The organism is Dactylosporangium siamense, assembly GCF_016862795.1.
Taxonomy (GTDB): domain Bacteria; phylum Actinomycetota; class Actinomycetes; order Mycobacteriales; family Micromonosporaceae; genus Dactylosporangium; species Dactylosporangium siamense.
The window spans coordinates 1-16,641 of record NZ_BONQ01000031.1 but is presented as its reverse complement, the minus strand read 5'-3'; the positions used below and the strand labels follow the sequence as shown (position 1 = coordinate 16,641).

Here is a 16,641-nt window from a genome sequence, read left to right as displayed (position 1 = left end):
GCACGGTCCCAGTTCAACACACGCCACGATCGAGGACGGGCCGGACGGTGCCCGGAGTGCGGCCGGGGCAGGGTCGTTAGCCTGAGGCGGGGGAGGGGCGGTCAGCGGCGGACGGGGTGCAGGCGGATCATGCCGCGGCTGTCGCCGGTGGCGAGCCAGGCGCCGTCGGGGCTGAACGCGAGGGACTGGATCGGGGCGCCGGTGGGGCCGGTGGTGCCGATCGGGTGCCGGTCGTGGGCGTCGAGCAGGACGACGCGACCGCCCGCGTCGCCGGTGGCGAGGAGAGCGCCGCGCTGGTCGTACACCATGGAGGTGATCCTCGTGGGGTGGCCGGGGTCGTGGACGGTGCCGAGCAGGGTGGCGGTGGCCGGGTCCCAGAACTCGATGAGGACGGCGTCGCCGGCGAGGGCGGCCACGGCGAGCGTGCGGCCGTCCGGGCTGAACGCGAGCCGGGTCGCGGGGCTCGTGGTGAGGGCGGCGACGGGCCGGCGGTCGGCGACGGCGTACACCTCGACGGTGCGGTCGGCGCCGAACGCGGCCCACCGCCCGTCGGGGTCGAGCACGGCGTCCGCCGCGGTGGAAGCAGCCGCGGCGCCGGACGGCAGGACGCCGAGCTCGATGCCGGCGGCGAGGTCCCACAGGCGGAACGTGCCGCCCGCGAAGCCGACCGCGACCGGGGTGCCGCCGGGCTGGAACGCGATGTCGGCGATGCCCGCGGTCGCCCGCACCGCACCGGTGGTGGCCGGGACGGCGGTCGGCGCTCCCGTTTCCGCTGCGGTGTCGGTACGCCACCTGCGGCCGCACTCGTAACCACCGGTGGCGAACGTCGCACCGTCGGGGCTGAACCGCACCGCACGCACCGGGTTGACGTGGCCGGTGAGCGGCCCGCCACGCTCGGCGTGGGAGGCGACGTCCCACAGCCGGACGGACGAGTCACCGCCGCCGGACAGCAGCGTGGCACTGTCCGGGGCGAAGGCGAGGGCGAGGATCGACCCGCTGTGGCCGGGCAGCTCCGTGGCGGCGGCCAGGCCCACGGCCGGGGCAAGCTCCCGCGGGGAGGGCGGCTGCTGCCGCCCGGGCCGCGGCCACCACACGGCGACGGCGACGATCGCGGCGGCCAGCAGCGCGAGCACCGCCCAGACGCCGAGGTCGCGGGCCCGGCCGCCGGGCGGGACCGGCACCGGGTCCAGCACCGGTTCGCCGGCCCAGGCGGACCCCGACATCGGCAGCAGCGGGTCGAACGGCAGCGGTGCCCGTGGCCCCGGCAGCGTCAGGGTCGGCGGCGGGTCGAGCAGCGCCAGCACCGAGGTCAGCGGGTCGGCCGGAAAAGGCGGGTCGGTCAGGAACAGCGGGTCGTCCGGGGACAGCGGCGGGCGCTGGCCGGGGATGAACGGCGGCGGCCCGACGTGCAGGCTGCCGGCGGCGACGGCGAGCTCCGGGTGGTCCAGGACGCTCGGCGCGATCCGGGTCGCCCGGTGCAGCAGCGTCGCGGCGAGCGGCACCCGGGAGCCGCCACCGACGAGGAACACCCCGGCGATCTGGTCCCGGGTGATCCCGGCGGAGGAGAGGGTCCGCAGCGTCACGTCGACGGTGCGGCGCAGGTACGGCAGCGCCAGGGCCTCGAACTCCTCCCGGGTCACGTGGATGGTCGCGGCGGCGACCGGGATCCGCAGGTCGCCGGTGGCGTGCCGGGACAGCTGCTCCTTGACCGCGCGGGCGCCGTGCCACAGCTGGTGGCGGGCCTCCTGATCGGGCTGGGTCTGCGGGCGGTCGAGCCGCTGCCACACAAAGGTCGCCCCGACGGTGTCGCGGGCCAGGCCGACGACCGCGGCGTCGAGGTCGAGGCCGCCGAGGTCACCGATCCCGGCCGAGGCGAGCACCTCGAAGCCGGCACCGACGGCTCTGACCGCGCTGACATCGAACGTGCCGGCGCCCAGGTCGTACACGACCAGGCAGCGCCCGTCCGGCAGTTGCTCGCCGAGGCTGCCGGTGAGGTACGCGGCCGCGGCGACCGGCTCCGGCACGAACCGCACGGTGCCGAGCCCGGCCCGGTCGGCGCCCTCGGCGAGCACGGCCAGCCGGGTCGGCCCCCACGTGGCCGGGTGCGTGAGCACGACGGTGCGCGGCGGCGCGCCCGTGGACCGTTCGGCCTCCGTGCCGACCCGGCGCAGGACGGCCGCGACGAGGTCGACGACGGTGATCTCGCGCTCGCCGAGCAGGACGGTGCGCTCGTCGACGCGGCGCTTCGGGTTCGGCTCGTAGGCGGCCGGGTACGCCACCGCGGCCCGCTCCGCGTCGGCGCCGGTGAGGAGGTCCCCGCCGGGCGCGGCGAACACCGCCGAGGACAGCAACGGGCTGGCGTCGAACAACAGCGGCCGGGCGACCCCGTCGGCGCCGGCGAGCATCGCGACGGTCGTGGAGGTGCCGAAGTCGATGCCGAGCCCCGTCGCGCCGTTCGTCACCACTCGATGACCCTATGGAGTCATGGCCGTTCGGCGATACACACGGACGAGGTACCCGGCCCGCGAAGCCGGCGCAACTCGACGTACGGGGGCCGAGTCGTTACGCTCGGCGTCCGGCCGACGGGGAAGAGGGCGGGTCTTGGACGAGCAGTTACGCCGACCGGAGGCGCCGCCGGCCGCGCCCTACGTGCCGCCGCCGCAGGTGCCCGTGGAGACCCGGTCGGTCGCGCAGGCCGGCCACCTCGCCCAGGCCGCGGCGCAGGCCGGCCAGGCGGCCCAGGTCGCGGCGCAGGCGGCGCAGGTCGCGCAGGCCGCGGCGCAGGCGGCCGCACTGCGGGTCGCGGGTGCGGCCGGGACCGCGAGCCGGCACACCGTCGCCGGGGCCAAACGGGCCGCGAGCAGCGTCGGACGGTTCTTCATCGGGTTCGGGTATTTCTGGCGCGGCATCGCGTACTTCGTCCGCTCCCCGAGGCTGTGGTTCTGGGCGCTGCTGCCGGTCCTGCTGACCGCGGTGTGCCTGCTGGCCGCGGAGGAGGGCGTCTCGCGGCTCGTCGGCCTCGCCGTGGACTGGCTGCTCGGCTTCGTCTCCAGCTGGCCGTCGCCGCTGCGGTGGGCGCTACGGTGGATCATGAAGTGGGCCGCCGTGGCCGTGTTCCACCTGCTGCTGACGGCGCTGACGGTGCCCATCACGATGTTCCTCGGCTCGTTCTTCCTGCCGTTCATGACCCGCAGCGTGGTGCGGCGCACCGGCGGCGCCGACGTGGTGCCGCCACCGTGGTGGCGGGCCGCCGGCGTCTGCCTGCGCCAGACCCTCATCGTGACGCTGGTCCTGCACCTCGGCTGGCTGATCTGCCTGCCGCTGCTGTTGCTGCCGGGCTTCAACCTCGCCGTCGCGTTCGGCGTGGGGCTGTTCTTCAACGGGTTCCTGGTGGGGGTACTGGTCCTCGCCGTGCCGATGCACCACCACGGCGTGCACGGCGTCAAGCAGCAGCTGACGTTCGCGTGGCGGCACCGGGCCTACGTCACCGGGTTCGGCATCATGAGCCTCGTCGCGCTGATCCTGCCGGTGCTGTCGCTGCGGTTCCTGGCGATCGTGCCGATCCCGGAGATCTTCGCGTTGCCGGGTGCGGTGCTGTACCTGGTGACCGCCCCGTCGGTGCTGGTCGGCGCGGTCCTGCTGCACCGACGGATCATCACGCCGCCGCCGTCCGTGGCGGCGGCGCCCGCGCCGTGGCTGGATCCGAGGTTCCGGTACGGTCAGGACCATGTCCGCAGTGGCCAGTTTCAGCTCCCTCAAGGCGACGGACGTCGCTGAGTTCACCCGCGATCCCGCAGCCGTGCTGGAGAAGCTCGGCACGCCGCTCGAGGTGTCCTTCGACTGGCCCGCCTACGTGATCCTGCCGGTCCTGGAGCTGCTCGGCGACAGTGGCGTCACGCTGCACACGTCGCAGTACGACCGGCTGCTGGACGAGGTGCCCGAGGACGACGACCGGTTCACGGTGCTGCTGACCCCGCAGCACCGCGAGTTCCTGCCGCGCCTGGACCCGGACGCGTTCGGCGACGCCGAGTTCCGTGACCGCTTCGCCGAGGACCGCATCGACCTGGACCCGGCCGACGCCGGTGCGGCCGGCCGGGACGTGATCGTCCTGCTGCACGACTGCGTCGCCGAGGTCGCCGACGACGAGGTCATCGTCATCCGGATCGGCTGACGCCTACTGCAACTTGGGCAGGACCTTCTCGGCGGTGGCGCGCTCGACCTTGAGGTTGCCGGCGTCCGTGCTGGCCGAGGTGGCGTAGACGTCGACGACCTTGCCGGCGGCGTACACGTACAGGTGCCCGGCCAGGGAGTAGGCGGACTCGCCGATCCCGTCGACCTGGTCGGCGTCCTTGTTCTGCACGTCGAACTGGTCGCGGGTCTCGATGTTGACCGTCACGTCGAGCTGGCCGGCGCTGAGCTGCCACTGGCAGTAGCGGGCGCCGGAGCTGTTGCCGCCCTCGTTGCTCATCAGGGTCACCGTCTTGCCGGTGAGGGTCTTGACCTCGGCCTTCGTCAGCAGCGTGCAGATGTCGGGTAACCCGGCCGGGCGGGCGCTCTTCGTGGCGGCAGGGGCGCTCTTCGTGGCGGCGGGGGCGCTGGCGGCACCGCCGGTGGTGGCGGCGGCTCCGGGGGTGGGGGTGTCGTCGGCACCCTTGAGCACGCCGCACCCGGCGAGGCTCAGGGCACCGGTCAGCAGGGCGGTGACGGCAAGGACGGGGCGGCGCGGCATGACGGCTCCTCGGGGGCGATGTGACCTGGTGATCTCCACCTTGAAGGGTCAACGACCGCTCCGCCCGCGCAGCGACGCCACCTGGCACATTTCCGGGATGGCTGGCGCTGCTACACCGCCCGGACCGGCGGATGGACGGTGAAGTCGAACCCGACCGAGTCCTCCCCGGCGATCGTGACCCCGCCGGCGTCGAACGTCGCGGTGTACGTCCTGGTGCACGGCTCGCCGGTGTGGCACACCCGCAGCTCGAACGTTCGCGGGTCGCGCCAGGCGCCGGTGGTGGCGATCGGGTGCGTCCCACCGTCGGACAAGGTCAAGGTCGAGCGGTGCCACCGGCCGGGTTCGCACCGGAACCGGTGCTCGCCGTGCTCGTCGTCGAGCTCGACGAGCCAGCCGGCCGCTGCCCGTGCCACCGCGAAACCGAGCATCCGGGTGGGCTGGTCGATGAGTGGCCGGCCGCCACGCTGCGGCGGGGCAAGGGGGTCGGCGACCCGGAACCGGCGGCCGGGCAGCTCCGCGTCCGGTTCGGCGGTGTCGGTGAGCGCCGGCAGCCGCAGCCCCTCCAGGCGCGGCCCCTGCGGGCGCGGCGGTGGCGCCGGCGTGGCGTCCAGCACATGCGTCCACACCGCGTCCAGGACGGCCTGCATGTCGGCGGTGCCGGCGGTGATCGCGAGCACCGACGCCTGGGCCGGCATGACGATGACGAACTGGCCGAACGCGCCGTCGCCACGGTACGCGCCGTGCCGGCACCGCCAGAACTGGAAGCCGTAGCCCTGCTGCCAGTCCGGTGACCCGTTCGTGTCCGCCGTCGGCACCTGGAAGGCGGTCGCCGCGTCGACCCAGCCCGCCGGCAGCAGCTGCCGGCCCTGCCAGCGACCGCCGCACCGGTACACCTCGCCGAACCGTGCCACGTCGGCGGTCCGCAGGCGCAGCCCCCAGCCTCCGAGGTTGATCCCGCGCGGGCAGCTGTCCCACTCGGCCGGGCCGAACCCGAGCGGCTCGAACAGCCGCGGCCGCAGGTAGTCCAGCAGGGTCTCGCCGGTGTGCCGCTGCACGATGGCGGACAGCGCGTAGGTGGCGCCGCTGTTGTAGACGAACCGGGTGCCGGGCTCGTGCGCGACGGGCACGCCGAGGAACACGCGGACCCAGTCGCCGTCCGGGTCCTCGTCCATCAGCGGGGCGGCGTCGGTGTCGTGGCCGGTGGTCATCGTCAGCAGGTGCCGCACCCGCATCCCGCGCAGGTCGTTTTGCTGATCGCCGACGGGCAGGAGGTCGGCGACGTGATCGTCCACGGACAGCAGCCCGTCGGCGACGGCCAGCCCGACGGCGGTGGAGGCGAAGCTCTTGCTCAGCGAGTACAGGGTCTGTGGCTCGTCGGGCTCGTAAGGATGCCAATGGCCCTCCGCGACGGTCTCGCCATCGCGCAGCAGCACGAAGCCGTGCACGCCGAGCTTCTCCGCCGCGGCTACGAACCCGTCCATCACCGCACTCTACGATGGCGCCGGTGCGAAGGATGACCCTGCGACGGGACAACGTGACGATCTCGGCGCTCGTCGGCGGATCCGGGCCGCCGGTGGTCCTGCTGCATGGCCTGGCCGGCAGCGCGCACGAGCTGGTCCCGACCGCCACCGCCCTGCTCGACGCGCACACGGTCGTGGTGCCCGATCAGCGCGGGCACGGCCGCTCCACCCGGCATCCCGGGGACGTGTCGCGGCGCGCGTATGTGGACGATGTGATCGCTGTCCTGGACGCGTTCACCGATGCGCCGGCGGTCCTGGCAGGGCAGTCGATGGGCGCCCACACCGCGATGCTCGTCGCCGCCTGGCACCCGTCGCGGGTGCGGGGCCTGGTCATGCTGGAGGGCGGGGTCGGCGGCGACGACGGTGACTACCCGAGCCGGCTCGAGGCATGGTTCGCGTCGTGGCCGGTGCCGTTCCCGTCCCGGGCGGCGGCGGTCGAGTTCCTCGGCGGGCGGTCCCTGGCGCAGACGTGGGCCGACGACCTGGAGCAGCGCGACGGCGGGCTGTGGCCCCGCTTCGACGGTGCCGTGATGACGGCGGCGATCCGGGGCGTCGCGGACGTCGCGCGGTGGGACGACTGGACCGCGGTGCGGGCGCCCACGCTGCTGGTCCGGGGCTCCGACGGCACCGGCCCCGCGGGCGAGGTGGAGCGGATGGTGGCGCTGCGGCCCGGCACCGCGCACGTCGTGGTGCCGGACGCGGGGCACGACGTGCACCTGGACCAGCCCGACGCGTGGCTGGCCGTGCTGCGCGAGTTCCTGCGTGTCCATTTCCCGTAGGAACGTGGCAGCCGCGCCGCTGTCGTGGCCCCGGCGGCGCGCTTAGCGTCGCGGCATGTCCATCTTGGGGCCCGTGCTCATCGGGCTGCTCTACGCGGCGCTCAACTCGTTCATCCCGTCCCGGCACCGCCGGCCGTTCAACGCGCTGATGGTGGCCGGTGCCGGCGCGGCGTACCTCAGCGGCGGCGCCTTCGGGCCCCTCGAACTGGCGTTCACGACCGTGATGACGGTCGTCGCGTTCCGGGGGCTGTCGTCGTGGCGGTGGATCGGCGTCGGCTGGCTGCTGCACACCGCCTGGGACGTCGCGCACCACCTGCGCGGCGAGCCGCTGCTGCCGTTCGCGCACGACTCGTCGTTCGGCTGCGCGATCTGCGACCCGGTCATCGCCCTGTGGTGCTTCGCCGGCGGCCCGTCCGTCGCGGACATCATCCGCCGCCGGGTCAACCGGGACAGCGCCGGACGGATCCCGTCGTCCGGGTGAACGCCTTGGAGGCAAGCTGACCTGCGCGATGGCGCTGATCCTGATTCCCGCGGCCGACGTGTGGCGCCCAGCCGCCCGTTCCGCGATCATTTCGTCATGACGCCTGCGATCGCGCGGACGAGATGACCGGTCAGGACGCTCGACTGGCCCTCGTGTTCATACATGGGTTCCTGTCAGGCCCCCACACGTGGACGCAGATGGAAAGTCTGCTGAGCAGCGACGCGCCGGTCAGCGAGCAGGTGACGGTCTACCAGTACGAGTACACCTCCAAAATCGCGCAGCTCAATCCACTGAAGCGGCTGCCATCCATCGACAACATCGCGCGTGGCCTCGGCGACTTCATCGACCTGCGAGTGGTCGAACCGTCGATCCTGCTGGTCGCCCACAGCCAGGGTGGGCTCGTCGCGCAGCGCTACATCGCCGCGGAGGTCAGCCGGCCTGAGTCATCGACGCTGCACCGCGTGGTCGGCCTGCTCATGTACGCGACGCCCACGGGCGGCTCGGACCTCGCGCTGTCCCTGCGTCGGCCGCTCTTCCGCCTGCTGGGCGGCAACCCGCAGGAGCGGGAGCTGCGGCCACTCGACGAGCAGGTCAACGCGGCTCAGCGGCGGATCTTCGAAAGCATCCTGATTCCTCCCGATCCGCGGTACCGGATCAAGATTCTGGCGACGGTCGGAACGGAGGACAACGTCGTCAAGGACGTGCCGGGCCGGTCGGTGTTCCCCGACACACGGACCTTGCCCGGCGACCACTTCACGATCATCAAGCCGAGCGACCTTGACGATGTGCGCTACCTGACGCTGAAGCATGAGGTCCAGACGCTTACGGATCAGACGCTCACGGATCAGACCAGGAGCCGGCCGAAGGAAGCTTCGGAGGGCCGGCGTGACCTGACGGCCACCATATTCGCGCTCCCGTCGGCGCCGCGCGACTTCGTCGGCCGCGCCGCGGAGCTGGAGCAACTGCTCCGCATCAGGAACGACCTTCCACCGCTCTTCGCCAACATCTACGGGCGGGCCGGCATCGGCAAGACCACGCTCGCCATCGTCGCCGCGCAGAGGTTTGCGCCGGACTACGACCGGACGATCTACATCAACATGCGCGGCTATGAGGCGGAGGCGCTCGACACCTTCGAGGTCACCGGCGAGATCCTGCGCGCCTACGGCCTCGCACCATCGAAGATCTCCCGCGACCGCGGCCTTCGCTCCGGTCAGTTGCGGGCCATCCTCGGCACGATGAAGACCCTGCTGGTCCTGGACAACTGCGCCGACGAACATCAGGTGCGGCCGCTGCTGCCCGCCGACGGCAGCACCGGCGTCATCGTGACGTCCCGGCAGGCGATCTCCATCGAGGGTCTCGAAAATCTCTGGCTTCGCGAGCTCGACATGAACGACGCCAAGGAGCTCATCTATCGCAACAGAGCATACGACCAGGCCGACGAGCGCATCGTCGAACAACTGTGTGCGACCTGCGGGCGGCTACCACTGGCACTGCGAATCGTTGCTGCCGCGCTCCGGCTGCGTCCCGAGTCCACGCTGACGGAGCTGGACCGCACCTACTCGAACTCCAAACTCCGCCTGGCCGAGATGAGGATCGGCGACCTCGACCTCGAGGCATCGCTCAGCCTCAACTACCCATCCCTGGAGCCTGCGGCCCAAAAGGCCTTCGGTCTGCTCGCGACACTACCGACCGCTGAGTTCCAAGCCTGGCATCTGGGCACCGGGGATGGGACCTCGCTGGACACTGCCCGGAGATCACTGCAGCGGCTGGCCGACCAGCAGTTCGTGGACGTGGTGGGTCGAACTGCGACGGCGACCGAGCGGCAATATCGCTACCACGATCTGCTTCGTGATCTCGGGAGAAAGTTCGCCGCGTCCGACGACGAGGCGCGGGTCCGTTTCCTCCGCAACGTGCTGGCGGCCTACATCGTCCTCGCCGAGGAGGCCGGATTGGCCATCGGGCTGGACGGCGGCCAGATCGAGGGCGCGCTCGGCGCCTCCACCTGGGTGGAGATCGGCACGCTTGCCGTTGTCGTCCGTGAGAATCCGGTGACCTGGATGGATGGCGAGGCCCGAAACATCACGGTCCTGATCGAGCAGGCATTCAAGGACGGGCTGTTCGACGAGGTCTGGCTGCTCGCTCGCGCTGTCAGCACCTATCTCGACTCGACCTGCAGCTGGGATGCCTGGATCAACGCGTGCAGGCTCGGCGCCGAGGCCGCGGCACGGAGCCACAACGTGATGGGCAGTGCCACCATGGCACTGCACCTCGGGGTGGCGCTCTCCCGAATCGGGCGGGCGTCGGAAGCCCAGGCCGAGCTCCAGAAGGCGTCCGACGTCTTCACCTCGATCGGCGACAAGGTCGGCATTGCCTGGGCCCAGTTTCGCCTGGGTGAGTCATTCCGTCTGGGCGACTCCCCGGCCGAAGCAACGCAATGCTATCGAGAGGCTCTGGCATCGCTGGAGGGTGTGGAAGCGCACACCGCCATGCGGAGCTACCCACATCTCGGCCTCGGGTCCGTCTATCGCGTCGCCGGAGATGTCGCCGGTGCTGTCCGGGAACTGTCCGCCGGGCTGAGCCGCGCCATTGCCGATGGATACCCGCGCGCGGTCGGTTGGATCGGTTTCAGTCTCGCGCAGGCGTTGTCGGACGCAGGCGACTACGCCGCGGCTGCGGCCTCCCTCAGTCAGGCGAGGGAGGCGTTTGAACGGTACCCAGCGAAGATCGGGCAGACCTGGGTGGCACTGGTCGCCATCGAGCTGAAGATTCGATCGGGTGCACTGCCACGCGACGGAGGGCAGCTGGCAGAGCTTGACCACCTCATCGAGAATTTCCGGACGATCGGCGACACCCGCGGCGAGGCTTGGGGCTGGTTCACCATCGCGCAGATCGCCGTCCTGCACGGTGATCGCCATCGGGCCACCGGGGCACTCGACAATGCGACAGCGCTGTTCACCGAGTGCGGGAGCGAACTGGGCACAGCCCAGGCTCGTCTCCAGCTGGCGTCGATCACCGACGACTCGTCGCGAGAGCGCCTGCTGTCGCTCGCCCGTCAGCAGCTCGACGCTCTGGGTTGCCGCTGGCCGGACGAGCTGATCGCCCAGAAGGTCGTCGGGTGGCGAGGGTGGTGACGGTCCTGTTCTCGGTGCTACCCGGGTATGGACACATCTATCCTTTGCGGCCATTGGCCGACGCGCTGATACGGGCCGGCTGCGAAGTCAGGCTGGCCGGCAGCCGCCTTTCCACCGCCATACTCCGGCGGATGGGCTACGCGACGCTCGACATCGGCCCGGAATGGACCCTGGCCGACGACCTTCGTCGCGCTCGCGAGCGCTACCCGACCGCGACCCCGCGAGAGCACTGGTCGCGGATCTTCTCCACCCGGAGCGCCGAGATGTTGACGGCGATGATCCGCGCCGACCCTGCGCTCCGACCCAACGTGATCGTCCACGATGATCACGATTTTGCTGGGGCTCTCTACGGAGAGCGCGTCGGGAGCTACCGCGTCTGCGTCGCCACCACATTTCGCTCGCCGATCGAGACCCAGCGGGCGCGCTGGCACCAGCTGTGGTCGTCGCTGCGGACCGGGGCCGGGCTGGCCCAGGATCCGGCGATGGACGGCTTCTGGGGACATGTCTGCATCGACACGATACCGCCGTCGTTCCAGCCGAATCCCCTCTCGTCCCGCCGCCCGCAGGACCTCTTCATGAATCCGATGCTTTCCGACATCGCGCTGCGAGACATGAGGACTGCCGTTCCCGTGCCCGGCACCTCTCGCAAGATCGGCATCACCTTCGGAACGGTCTATTCCGGCTTCTCTCCGTCGCTGCACAAGGCAGCGGCCGCGTTGACCGGGGAAGGATTCTCAGTTACCCGGTTGAACGGCACCAACGGATCGCCGCAGCCGCGCGCCGCCTACCTGGATTGGCTCCGCGACCAGGACATCGTCGTGTGTCACGGGGGTCGGAGCACCATGCTGGACTGCCTCGCGCTGGGGATCCCGGTCGTTTGCCAGCCGATGGGAGCCGATCAGTCCTACAACTCCTTCCGGGTGGCGAGCCTTGGTGCCGGAATCGACCTTGGCCAGGCGCCGGACGTGGACAGTGCCGTGGTCGACGCCGTCCACCGGATCTGCGCGGACAACCTCTACCACCGAAACGCGTGGCGCCTGTCCCAGGAGATGGGGACCATGCCCAGCGCCGACGAATGCGCCACCTCGATCCTTGACACCCTTGCCCGACACCGCACGATGGAGGAATGGAGTCCGTCGTGATGCCTGCCGAGCGACCGGGGTGGTATGCGGATGAGCTGAAGTCCTCGACCCACTGGCGAATCCCGTACGTGGCCGATCCGGTTGCGTTGGCAGCCGCGGTCCGTGGGCCACTGGATGGGCATCCGGGCTTCGCGCTGGTGACCGACGTCCCGATCGCGGGCCGGAGCCCTGAGGAGTGTTCGGACTTCGCGCCGTCGATCGTGCGCTTCCTCGGTCGGCCGCGCCCCCAGGGCCCCGCCGGTGCCACAACGCTGGGCTGGATCGTCCGGGACGAGGGATCGTCCCGTTTCCGGCCCGACGGGTCGTTTGCCCCCGGCGTCTACACCTCGAAGTCACACGACGAGCTTGACATTCACAATGACAGCGCGATGAGCAACCTCGGCGACGAGATCGACTACTTCGCTCTGCTGTGTCTGGGTTCGGCTGCCGCGGGTGGCCAGTCGGTCCTGTTGAGCGTTCCGACCATTGTCGAAAACCTCCGACAGGAATTTTCGGAGGCGCTGACGCGGCTGTGCCGCCCGTACGCATTTGAACGGAGCCACGTCGACCACGGCGGCCAGCAGTGGATCATGGCGCCGGTCTTCGACGAACGACCAGAGGGATGGCTTGTCCGCTGCAACCGGCAACGGATCGAGATGGCGCAGGCGCTCACGGGTAAACCCCTGACAGACCTGGACAGGATGGCCCTCGACGCATTGGACACCGTCATGATGCGACCCGCGCTGCAGTTCCGCTACACCCTCGCCGAGGGTGACCTGCTCATCATCAACGACCATCTGATCCTGCACGCGCGAGACGCCTTCCAGGACGATGTCGAGGCAGGCCGGCGACGCTGTCTGATCAGAGTGCTTCTGGACGCCGTCGAACCCCATCGCAGCGATACGTAGGTCCGGTCCTGCGACTCCATTCACCGGCACCGCGAACTCAGCCAGGCGATGAGCCGGCCGCTCGTTCAAGGGCGGCGCGGATCGGTCGACGGCGCTCGAGCACCGTCGGGTAGCCGTCCTCCCACAGGCCCGGCAGCGCCGAGTTCGCGCCGTCAATACGGTCCAGCGCCAGCAACGCCAGCGAAGGCAGGCCGTCGGGCACGTCGAGGCCACCGCCGGCGTGGATGAAGTCCGGCGCGTACGGGGAGTCAAGGCGCGGGCCGTCGGGCAGCTGCGCGGCGATGACCGCCGCCGCTGCGATCGCCTCGACCGCGAAGTCGTCGTCCAGGTACGTGTCGGCGTCGTGGCCGATCACGACGGTCAACGCCGTGCGAACCATCGCTGTCCGTTCGGCCGCCGGAGCATCATGCAACTCGCGGCACCAGTCGGCGGCGGTGTCGTTGTCCAGCGGTCCGGAATCCCAAGTTCCCACACCCTGATCATCGCCGATCCGACGGGCAAGCCGTCATCGGGCCCGCCGTGCACCACGATGCAGACCTGTGACGTGCCCCGGCGGGCCCACCGAACATGGGAACGGACCGGCTCCGCGGCTGACCTCTCCTCTACGCTGTGACGGGTGCGACCGGTGCTGTTCCTCGACGTCGACGGCCCGCTCATTCCGTTCGGTGCGCGGGAGTACGGCCCGCCGGCCTCGGCGCGGATCCGTGCGGCGGCGCGGGGCAACCCGCTGCTCGCCCGCCTCGACCCTCGTCTCGGCGCCTGGCTGACGGCGCTGCCGTGCGACCTGGTGTGGGCGACCACGTGGGGCGCCGACGCCAACGAGGTCGTCGGCCCGTTGCTCGACCTGCCGTCGTTGCCGGTCGTGTCCTGGCCGGACGAGGATGATCCCGGTCCGGTGCACTGGAAGACCCGTGGTCTGGTCGCGTGGGCGGCCGGGCGTGCGTTCGTCTGGGTCGACGACGAGATCGCCGCCGCTGACCGTGCGTGGGTCGCCGCGCACCACCCCGGCCCGGCGCTGCTGCACGCGGTCGATGCTCGTCGGGGTCTCACCCGGGACGATGTCGCCGCCGTGGGTGCGTGGCTCGCGTCCTCCTCATGATCCGGTAGACCTCGCGCACCCCTGGGTGCCCAGGGTCCACCGGATCATGGAGAACGGTGTTGAAGCGGGCCTGGCGCGGGTATCGCGGGGGGTATGGCCAAGTACGAGGTGAACGAGGCGGCGGTCGCGTACATCAGCAAGCTCATCGACGCGCGGCAGTACGTGCTGGACAGTGACTGGGGTGAGGTGCAGCCCAGGGCCGAGGATCAGAACGCGTACCTGGAGCGGCACTCCTGGGACGAGTACGGCCGGTGGCACCTCGGGCTCACCGTCGGCCCCGGCGACGAGACCAAGGCGCGATACGCGTTCAACTGCGGCGACCTGCGGCGGGTGCACCGCAGCGGGCTGATCGCCTGTGTGTACCGGGCCTCGGAGTGGCGGCACAAGGACGTCGAGCTGGCCGCGCACGACCTGCTGCAACACCTCGACGAGGTGGCCGGCATCACTGGGCGGTGACGGGTCAGCGGTCGGGCAGCCGGACGAAGGCCACGACGTTCTCCGTGCGGGGCAGGGCCTGCAGGTGCACGGAGACCCCGGTGTGGCCGGCGTTCACGACCTGGCCGTCGCCGATGTAGAGCATGACGTGGCCGCCGTTGTTGGTGAACACCAGGTCGCCGGCCTCGAGCTGCTCGCGGGTGACGTGCTGTCCGACTTTGATCTGGTCGTACGTGATGCGCGGCAGCTGGAAACCGGCCGCCTGCCAGGCCCGCATGACCAGCCCCGAGCAGTCGAACGTCTCTGGTCCCGCCGTCGCGAACTTGTAGGGCTTGCCGACCTGCGCCTTGGCGTAGGCGACGGCGACGGCGACCCTGGCCGCGCGGGTCGACTCGGTCAGCAGCAGCGTCTGACCGATCCGGATCAGGGTCGAGGCGCCGAGGTTGTTGATGCGCTGCAGTTCCGCGACCGTGGTGCCGTTGCGCCGGGACAGGCCCCACAGCGTGTCGCCGGCCTGCACGACCACCGACTGCGGTGGCGGGATGGGGTTCGCTGACACCGGCGCTGCCGGTGCGAAGGCGATGACGGCCGTGGTGAGCGCGGCTGATGCCTTGAGCCAAGCTGAAGCCATGCAGGGAACATAACGAGCGATACTCGGATATGTCCGTCTTATCCGAATATTCACATCACCGTGCGGCGGCCGGAGCGCGCTCGAACCTGTGGAACAGCGCCCAGCAGCATGCCAGTACCAACGCGAAAACGGGAAGCCACAGTATCCGGGCCGCCATCCAGGCCGGCGTGTCGGGCACGGTGTGCAGGCCGGGTCGGGTACCGTCCACGACGAGCGTCACGGTGATCATCGCGGTCTGATGCCAGAGGAACACCGTCATCGCCGACAGGTTCAGCAGCGCGACCCCGGCCCACGCGACCGGCCTGGCCAGCAGCCTCCGCAGCGGACCGAGCAGCAGCAGGGCGAGCCCGCACTGCGCCAGCCCGAACGTGACCGCGGCCAGGGTCGGCGGGTTGAGGTTGGACATGCCCTCGCCGGGCACGCCGACCATCGAGGCCGGGTAGCCGAACCAGTGGATCAGCACCGCCGTCGCGGCCGCCCCGCCGACGAGCAGCTGCCAGCCGGTCCGCCGGACGTTCAGCGTGCCGCGGGACCAGGCGATCCCCAGGCAGAACGGCACCAGCCAGCCGGCACCCAGGTTGACCCAGGCGATCCACTCGGGGGCCAGTGGCCCGAACCGCAGCACGTCCACCGCGATGACCACGCTCAGCGGCCACTGCCAGTGCAGCCGCGACACCAGCGGCGTCGCCGCGGTCAGCGCGGCGAACACGAGCAGGAACCACAGCGGCGACAGGACCAGCTTCACCAGGGTGTGCATGGTCCGATCGGTCGCGCCGGTCGCCAGCAGCACCGCCGCGACCACCGTCCAGACGCCCAGCAGCGGCGGCACCGGGCGCAGCAGCCGGATGAGCCGGGCCGCCAGCCACCGGCGATACGGCAGCGTCCGTGGCCGGCCCGCCGTGTAGCCACCGACCAGGAAGAACACGGCCAGGGTCTGGAACAGCCAGGTCACCGGCGCGAGCTGCGGCAGGAAGCGCAGCGGGCTGGCCCCGCGCACCGTGCCGCCGTCGGTGACCAGGGCGGTGACCAGCCAGTGACCGAGGATGACCCCGCCGATCGCGAGGGCGCGCAGCCCGTCCACGGCGCGGTCCCGGGTCGCCGGGGTCGCATCCGACACACGTTGAGCAAGGGTCATGGCTGAGACGGTACGAACGGTGCCCCCGCGCGGTCGTCACGCTGCGGGACTGTCTTTTCGGTAGCTCCCCGGTACTACATCGCCGGGCGGTTTCCGGTATCAAGGTGGTCATGAATCGTCTGTGGTGGTGGAGCGGCGGGATCGTCGGCGTGCTCGTCGTTGTGGTCGGGTATCTCGTCGCGACCGGATTCCCGGGCCGGTCCGACGCGCTCGCCGCCCGGCAGCCCGGCACGTGTGCGCTGCTCACCGGCGGCCCGGAGGGCACGACCGGCCAGAGCACCCCGTATGGCGCGATCACCTCCTGCCAGATGCTGGGCCGGCGCACCACGCTGTCGGGGGACCCGGACGGCACCGTGTTCGTCATGCTGGAGACCGACCGGGGACCGGTGACGATGCGGGTCGAGTACAACGGCGAGGGCGACGCGTACACCGCCGACGCCGTCGAGATCCCGTCCTGGCTGGCGCCCGGCATCTCCGGCGACACCGCCAACCGCCTCAAGGACGGCATCAACCAGCGCGGCGGGCTGCGGGCCGAGCCTTGGAGAGTGCACCCGGCCGCAAGCTGAAGTGCGACGCTGGGGGCATGGAGATCCCACCACCGAGCATGACCGGCCAGCGAAGCGTCTCGGGCCGGTCATCGGCAGCGCAGTATTGGGGCAGGCGCCCGCAGCG

The 16,641-nt window shown here is 71.1% G+C and carries 16 protein-coding genes; 10 read left to right on the top strand and 6 right to left on the bottom strand.

Annotated elements, in window-relative coordinates; translation table 11 throughout:
* Positions 1-101: 101 nt before the first annotated feature.
* Positions 102-2,465 carry an Hsp70 family protein gene (locus Dsi01nite_RS10815; RefSeq protein WP_203845953.1) on the bottom strand — a complete coding sequence of 788 codons (2,364 nt, stop codon included), beginning with the start codon at positions 2,463-2,465 and terminating at the stop codon, positions 102-104.
* A 136-nt stretch (positions 2,466-2,601) separates the two neighbouring features.
* On the opposite strand from Dsi01nite_RS10815, the gene Dsi01nite_RS10810 reads away from it, so the two are divergent.
* Together Dsi01nite_RS10810 and Dsi01nite_RS10805 are read left to right on the top strand one after the other, a co-directional pair.
* Positions 2,602-3,777, top strand: coding sequence for an EI24 domain-containing protein (locus Dsi01nite_RS10810; protein ID WP_203845952.1), 1,176 nt, complete (start codon positions 2,602-2,604; stop codon positions 3,775-3,777).
* Positions 3,728-4,171, top strand: coding sequence for a hypothetical protein (locus tag Dsi01nite_RS10805; protein WP_203845951.1), 444 nt, complete (start codon positions 3,728-3,730; stop codon positions 4,169-4,171). Before Dsi01nite_RS10810 ends, Dsi01nite_RS10805 begins: the two co-directional genes overlap by 50 nt.
* A 3-nt stretch (positions 4,172-4,174) precedes the next feature.
* Here Dsi01nite_RS10805 and Dsi01nite_RS10800 read toward each other — a convergent pair whose 3' ends face one another.
* Together Dsi01nite_RS10800 and Dsi01nite_RS10795 are read right to left on the bottom strand one after the other, a co-directional pair.
* Entirely contained in the window at positions 4,175-4,729 is a 555-nt protein-coding gene (locus Dsi01nite_RS10800) for a DUF3558 family protein (RefSeq protein ID WP_203845950.1), read from the bottom strand.
* Positions 4,730-4,839: 110 nt separating this feature from the next.
* On the bottom strand, positions 4,840-6,210 hold the full coding sequence (locus tag Dsi01nite_RS10795; RefSeq protein ID WP_203845949.1) for a serine hydrolase domain-containing protein: 1,371 nt from the start codon (positions 6,208-6,210) through the stop codon (positions 4,840-4,842).
* A gap of 23 nt (positions 6,211-6,233) precedes the next feature.
* Here Dsi01nite_RS10795 and Dsi01nite_RS10790 point away from each other — a divergent pair, with 23 nt between their 5' ends.
* From Dsi01nite_RS10790 to Dsi01nite_RS10770, 5 genes are all read left to right on the top strand, one after another.
* Entirely contained in the window at positions 6,234-7,028 is a 795-nt protein-coding gene (locus Dsi01nite_RS10790; RefSeq protein ID WP_203845948.1) for an alpha/beta fold hydrolase, read from the top strand.
* A 55-nt stretch (positions 7,029-7,083) separates the two neighbouring features.
* A complete protein-coding gene (locus Dsi01nite_RS10785) occupies positions 7,084-7,509 on the top strand; it encodes a DUF6010 family protein (RefSeq protein WP_203845947.1) in 426 nt (141 codons plus the stop codon).
* Between the two features lie 122 nt (positions 7,510-7,631).
* The gene (locus Dsi01nite_RS10780; RefSeq protein WP_203845946.1) at positions 7,632-10,640 is read left to right on the top strand and encodes an alpha/beta fold hydrolase; all 3,009 of its coding nucleotides are present in this window, start codon (positions 7,632-7,634) and stop codon (positions 10,638-10,640) included.
* Positions 10,625-11,782 (top strand): glycosyltransferase, encoded by a 1,158-nt coding sequence (locus Dsi01nite_RS10775; protein ID WP_203845945.1) that lies wholly within the window; start codon positions 10,625-10,627, stop codon positions 11,780-11,782. The genes Dsi01nite_RS10780 and Dsi01nite_RS10775 overlap by 16 nt, the downstream gene beginning before the upstream one ends.
* Positions 11,767-12,669, top strand: coding sequence for a TauD/TfdA family dioxygenase (locus Dsi01nite_RS10770; protein WP_203845944.1), 903 nt, complete (start codon positions 11,767-11,769; stop codon positions 12,667-12,669). Before Dsi01nite_RS10775 ends, Dsi01nite_RS10770 begins: the two co-directional genes overlap by 16 nt.
* Before the next feature lie 37 nt (positions 12,670-12,706).
* Here Dsi01nite_RS10770 and Dsi01nite_RS10765 read toward each other — a convergent pair whose 3' ends face one another.
* Positions 12,707-13,141 (bottom strand): DUF4259 domain-containing protein, encoded by a 435-nt coding sequence (locus tag Dsi01nite_RS10765; protein ID WP_203845943.1) that lies wholly within the window; start codon positions 13,139-13,141, stop codon positions 12,707-12,709.
* 153 nt (positions 13,142-13,294) lie between these two features.
* On the opposite strand from Dsi01nite_RS10765, the gene Dsi01nite_RS10760 reads away from it, so the two are divergent.
* Both Dsi01nite_RS10760 and Dsi01nite_RS10755 read left to right on the top strand, forming a co-directional pair.
* The gene (locus Dsi01nite_RS10760; protein ID WP_203845981.1) at positions 13,295-13,768 is read left to right on the top strand and encodes an HAD domain-containing protein; all 474 of its coding nucleotides are present in this window, start codon (positions 13,295-13,297) and stop codon (positions 13,766-13,768) included.
* A 93-nt stretch (positions 13,769-13,861) separates the two neighbouring features.
* Positions 13,862-14,224 carry a hypothetical protein gene (locus Dsi01nite_RS10755; protein WP_203845942.1) on the top strand — a complete coding sequence of 121 codons (363 nt, stop codon included), beginning with the start codon at positions 13,862-13,864 and terminating at the stop codon, positions 14,222-14,224.
* A gap of 4 nt (positions 14,225-14,228) precedes the next feature.
* Here the strand turns inward: Dsi01nite_RS10755 and Dsi01nite_RS10750 are convergent, their stop codons facing one another.
* Positions 14,229-14,834, bottom strand: coding sequence for a C40 family peptidase (locus tag Dsi01nite_RS10750; RefSeq protein ID WP_203845941.1), 606 nt, complete (start codon positions 14,832-14,834; stop codon positions 14,229-14,231).
* 55 nt (positions 14,835-14,889) lie between these two features.
* Positions 14,890-15,969: an acyltransferase family protein gene (locus tag Dsi01nite_RS10745; RefSeq protein WP_203845940.1), complete on the bottom strand. Its 1,080-nt coding sequence runs from the start codon at positions 15,967-15,969 to the stop codon at positions 14,890-14,892.
* A gap of 110 nt (positions 15,970-16,079) precedes the next feature.
* Between Dsi01nite_RS10745 and Dsi01nite_RS10740 the strand changes: the two genes are divergently transcribed.
* Positions 16,080-16,535 carry a hypothetical protein gene (locus tag Dsi01nite_RS10740; RefSeq protein ID WP_203845939.1) on the top strand — a complete coding sequence of 152 codons (456 nt, stop codon included), beginning with the start codon at positions 16,080-16,082 and terminating at the stop codon, positions 16,533-16,535.
* Positions 16,536-16,641 lie beyond the last annotated feature (106 nt).

Coding starts and splice junctions, on each gene's coding strand:
- Dsi01nite_RS10805 (WP_203845951.1), top strand. CDS start 3,728: ATGTCCGCAGTGGCCAGTTTCAGCTCCCTCAAGGCGACGGACGTCGCT.
- Dsi01nite_RS10800 (WP_203845950.1), bottom strand. CDS start 4,729: ATGCCGCGCCGCCCCGTCCTTGCCGTCACCGCCCTGCTGACCGGTGCC.
- Dsi01nite_RS10795 (WP_203845949.1), bottom strand. CDS start 6,210: ATGGACGGGTTCGTAGCCGCGGCGGAGAAGCTCGGCGTGCACGGCTTC.
- Dsi01nite_RS10785 (WP_203845947.1), top strand. CDS start 7,084: ATGTCCATCTTGGGGCCCGTGCTCATCGGGCTGCTCTACGCGGCGCTC.
- Dsi01nite_RS10780 (WP_203845946.1), top strand. CDS start 7,632: ATGACCGGTCAGGACGCTCGACTGGCCCTCGTGTTCATACATGGGTTC.
- Dsi01nite_RS10770 (WP_203845944.1), top strand. CDS start 11,767: ATGGAGTCCGTCGTGATGCCTGCCGAGCGACCGGGGTGGTATGCGGAT.
- Dsi01nite_RS10755 (WP_203845942.1), top strand. CDS start 13,862: ATGGCCAAGTACGAGGTGAACGAGGCGGCGGTCGCGTACATCAGCAAG.
- Dsi01nite_RS10750 (WP_203845941.1), bottom strand. CDS start 14,834: ATGGCTTCAGCTTGGCTCAAGGCATCAGCCGCGCTCACCACGGCCGTC.
- Dsi01nite_RS10745 (WP_203845940.1), bottom strand. CDS start 15,969: ATGACCCTTGCTCAACGTGTGTCGGATGCGACCCCGGCGACCCGGGAC.
- Dsi01nite_RS10740 (WP_203845939.1), top strand. CDS start 16,080: ATGAATCGTCTGTGGTGGTGGAGCGGCGGGATCGTCGGCGTGCTCGTC.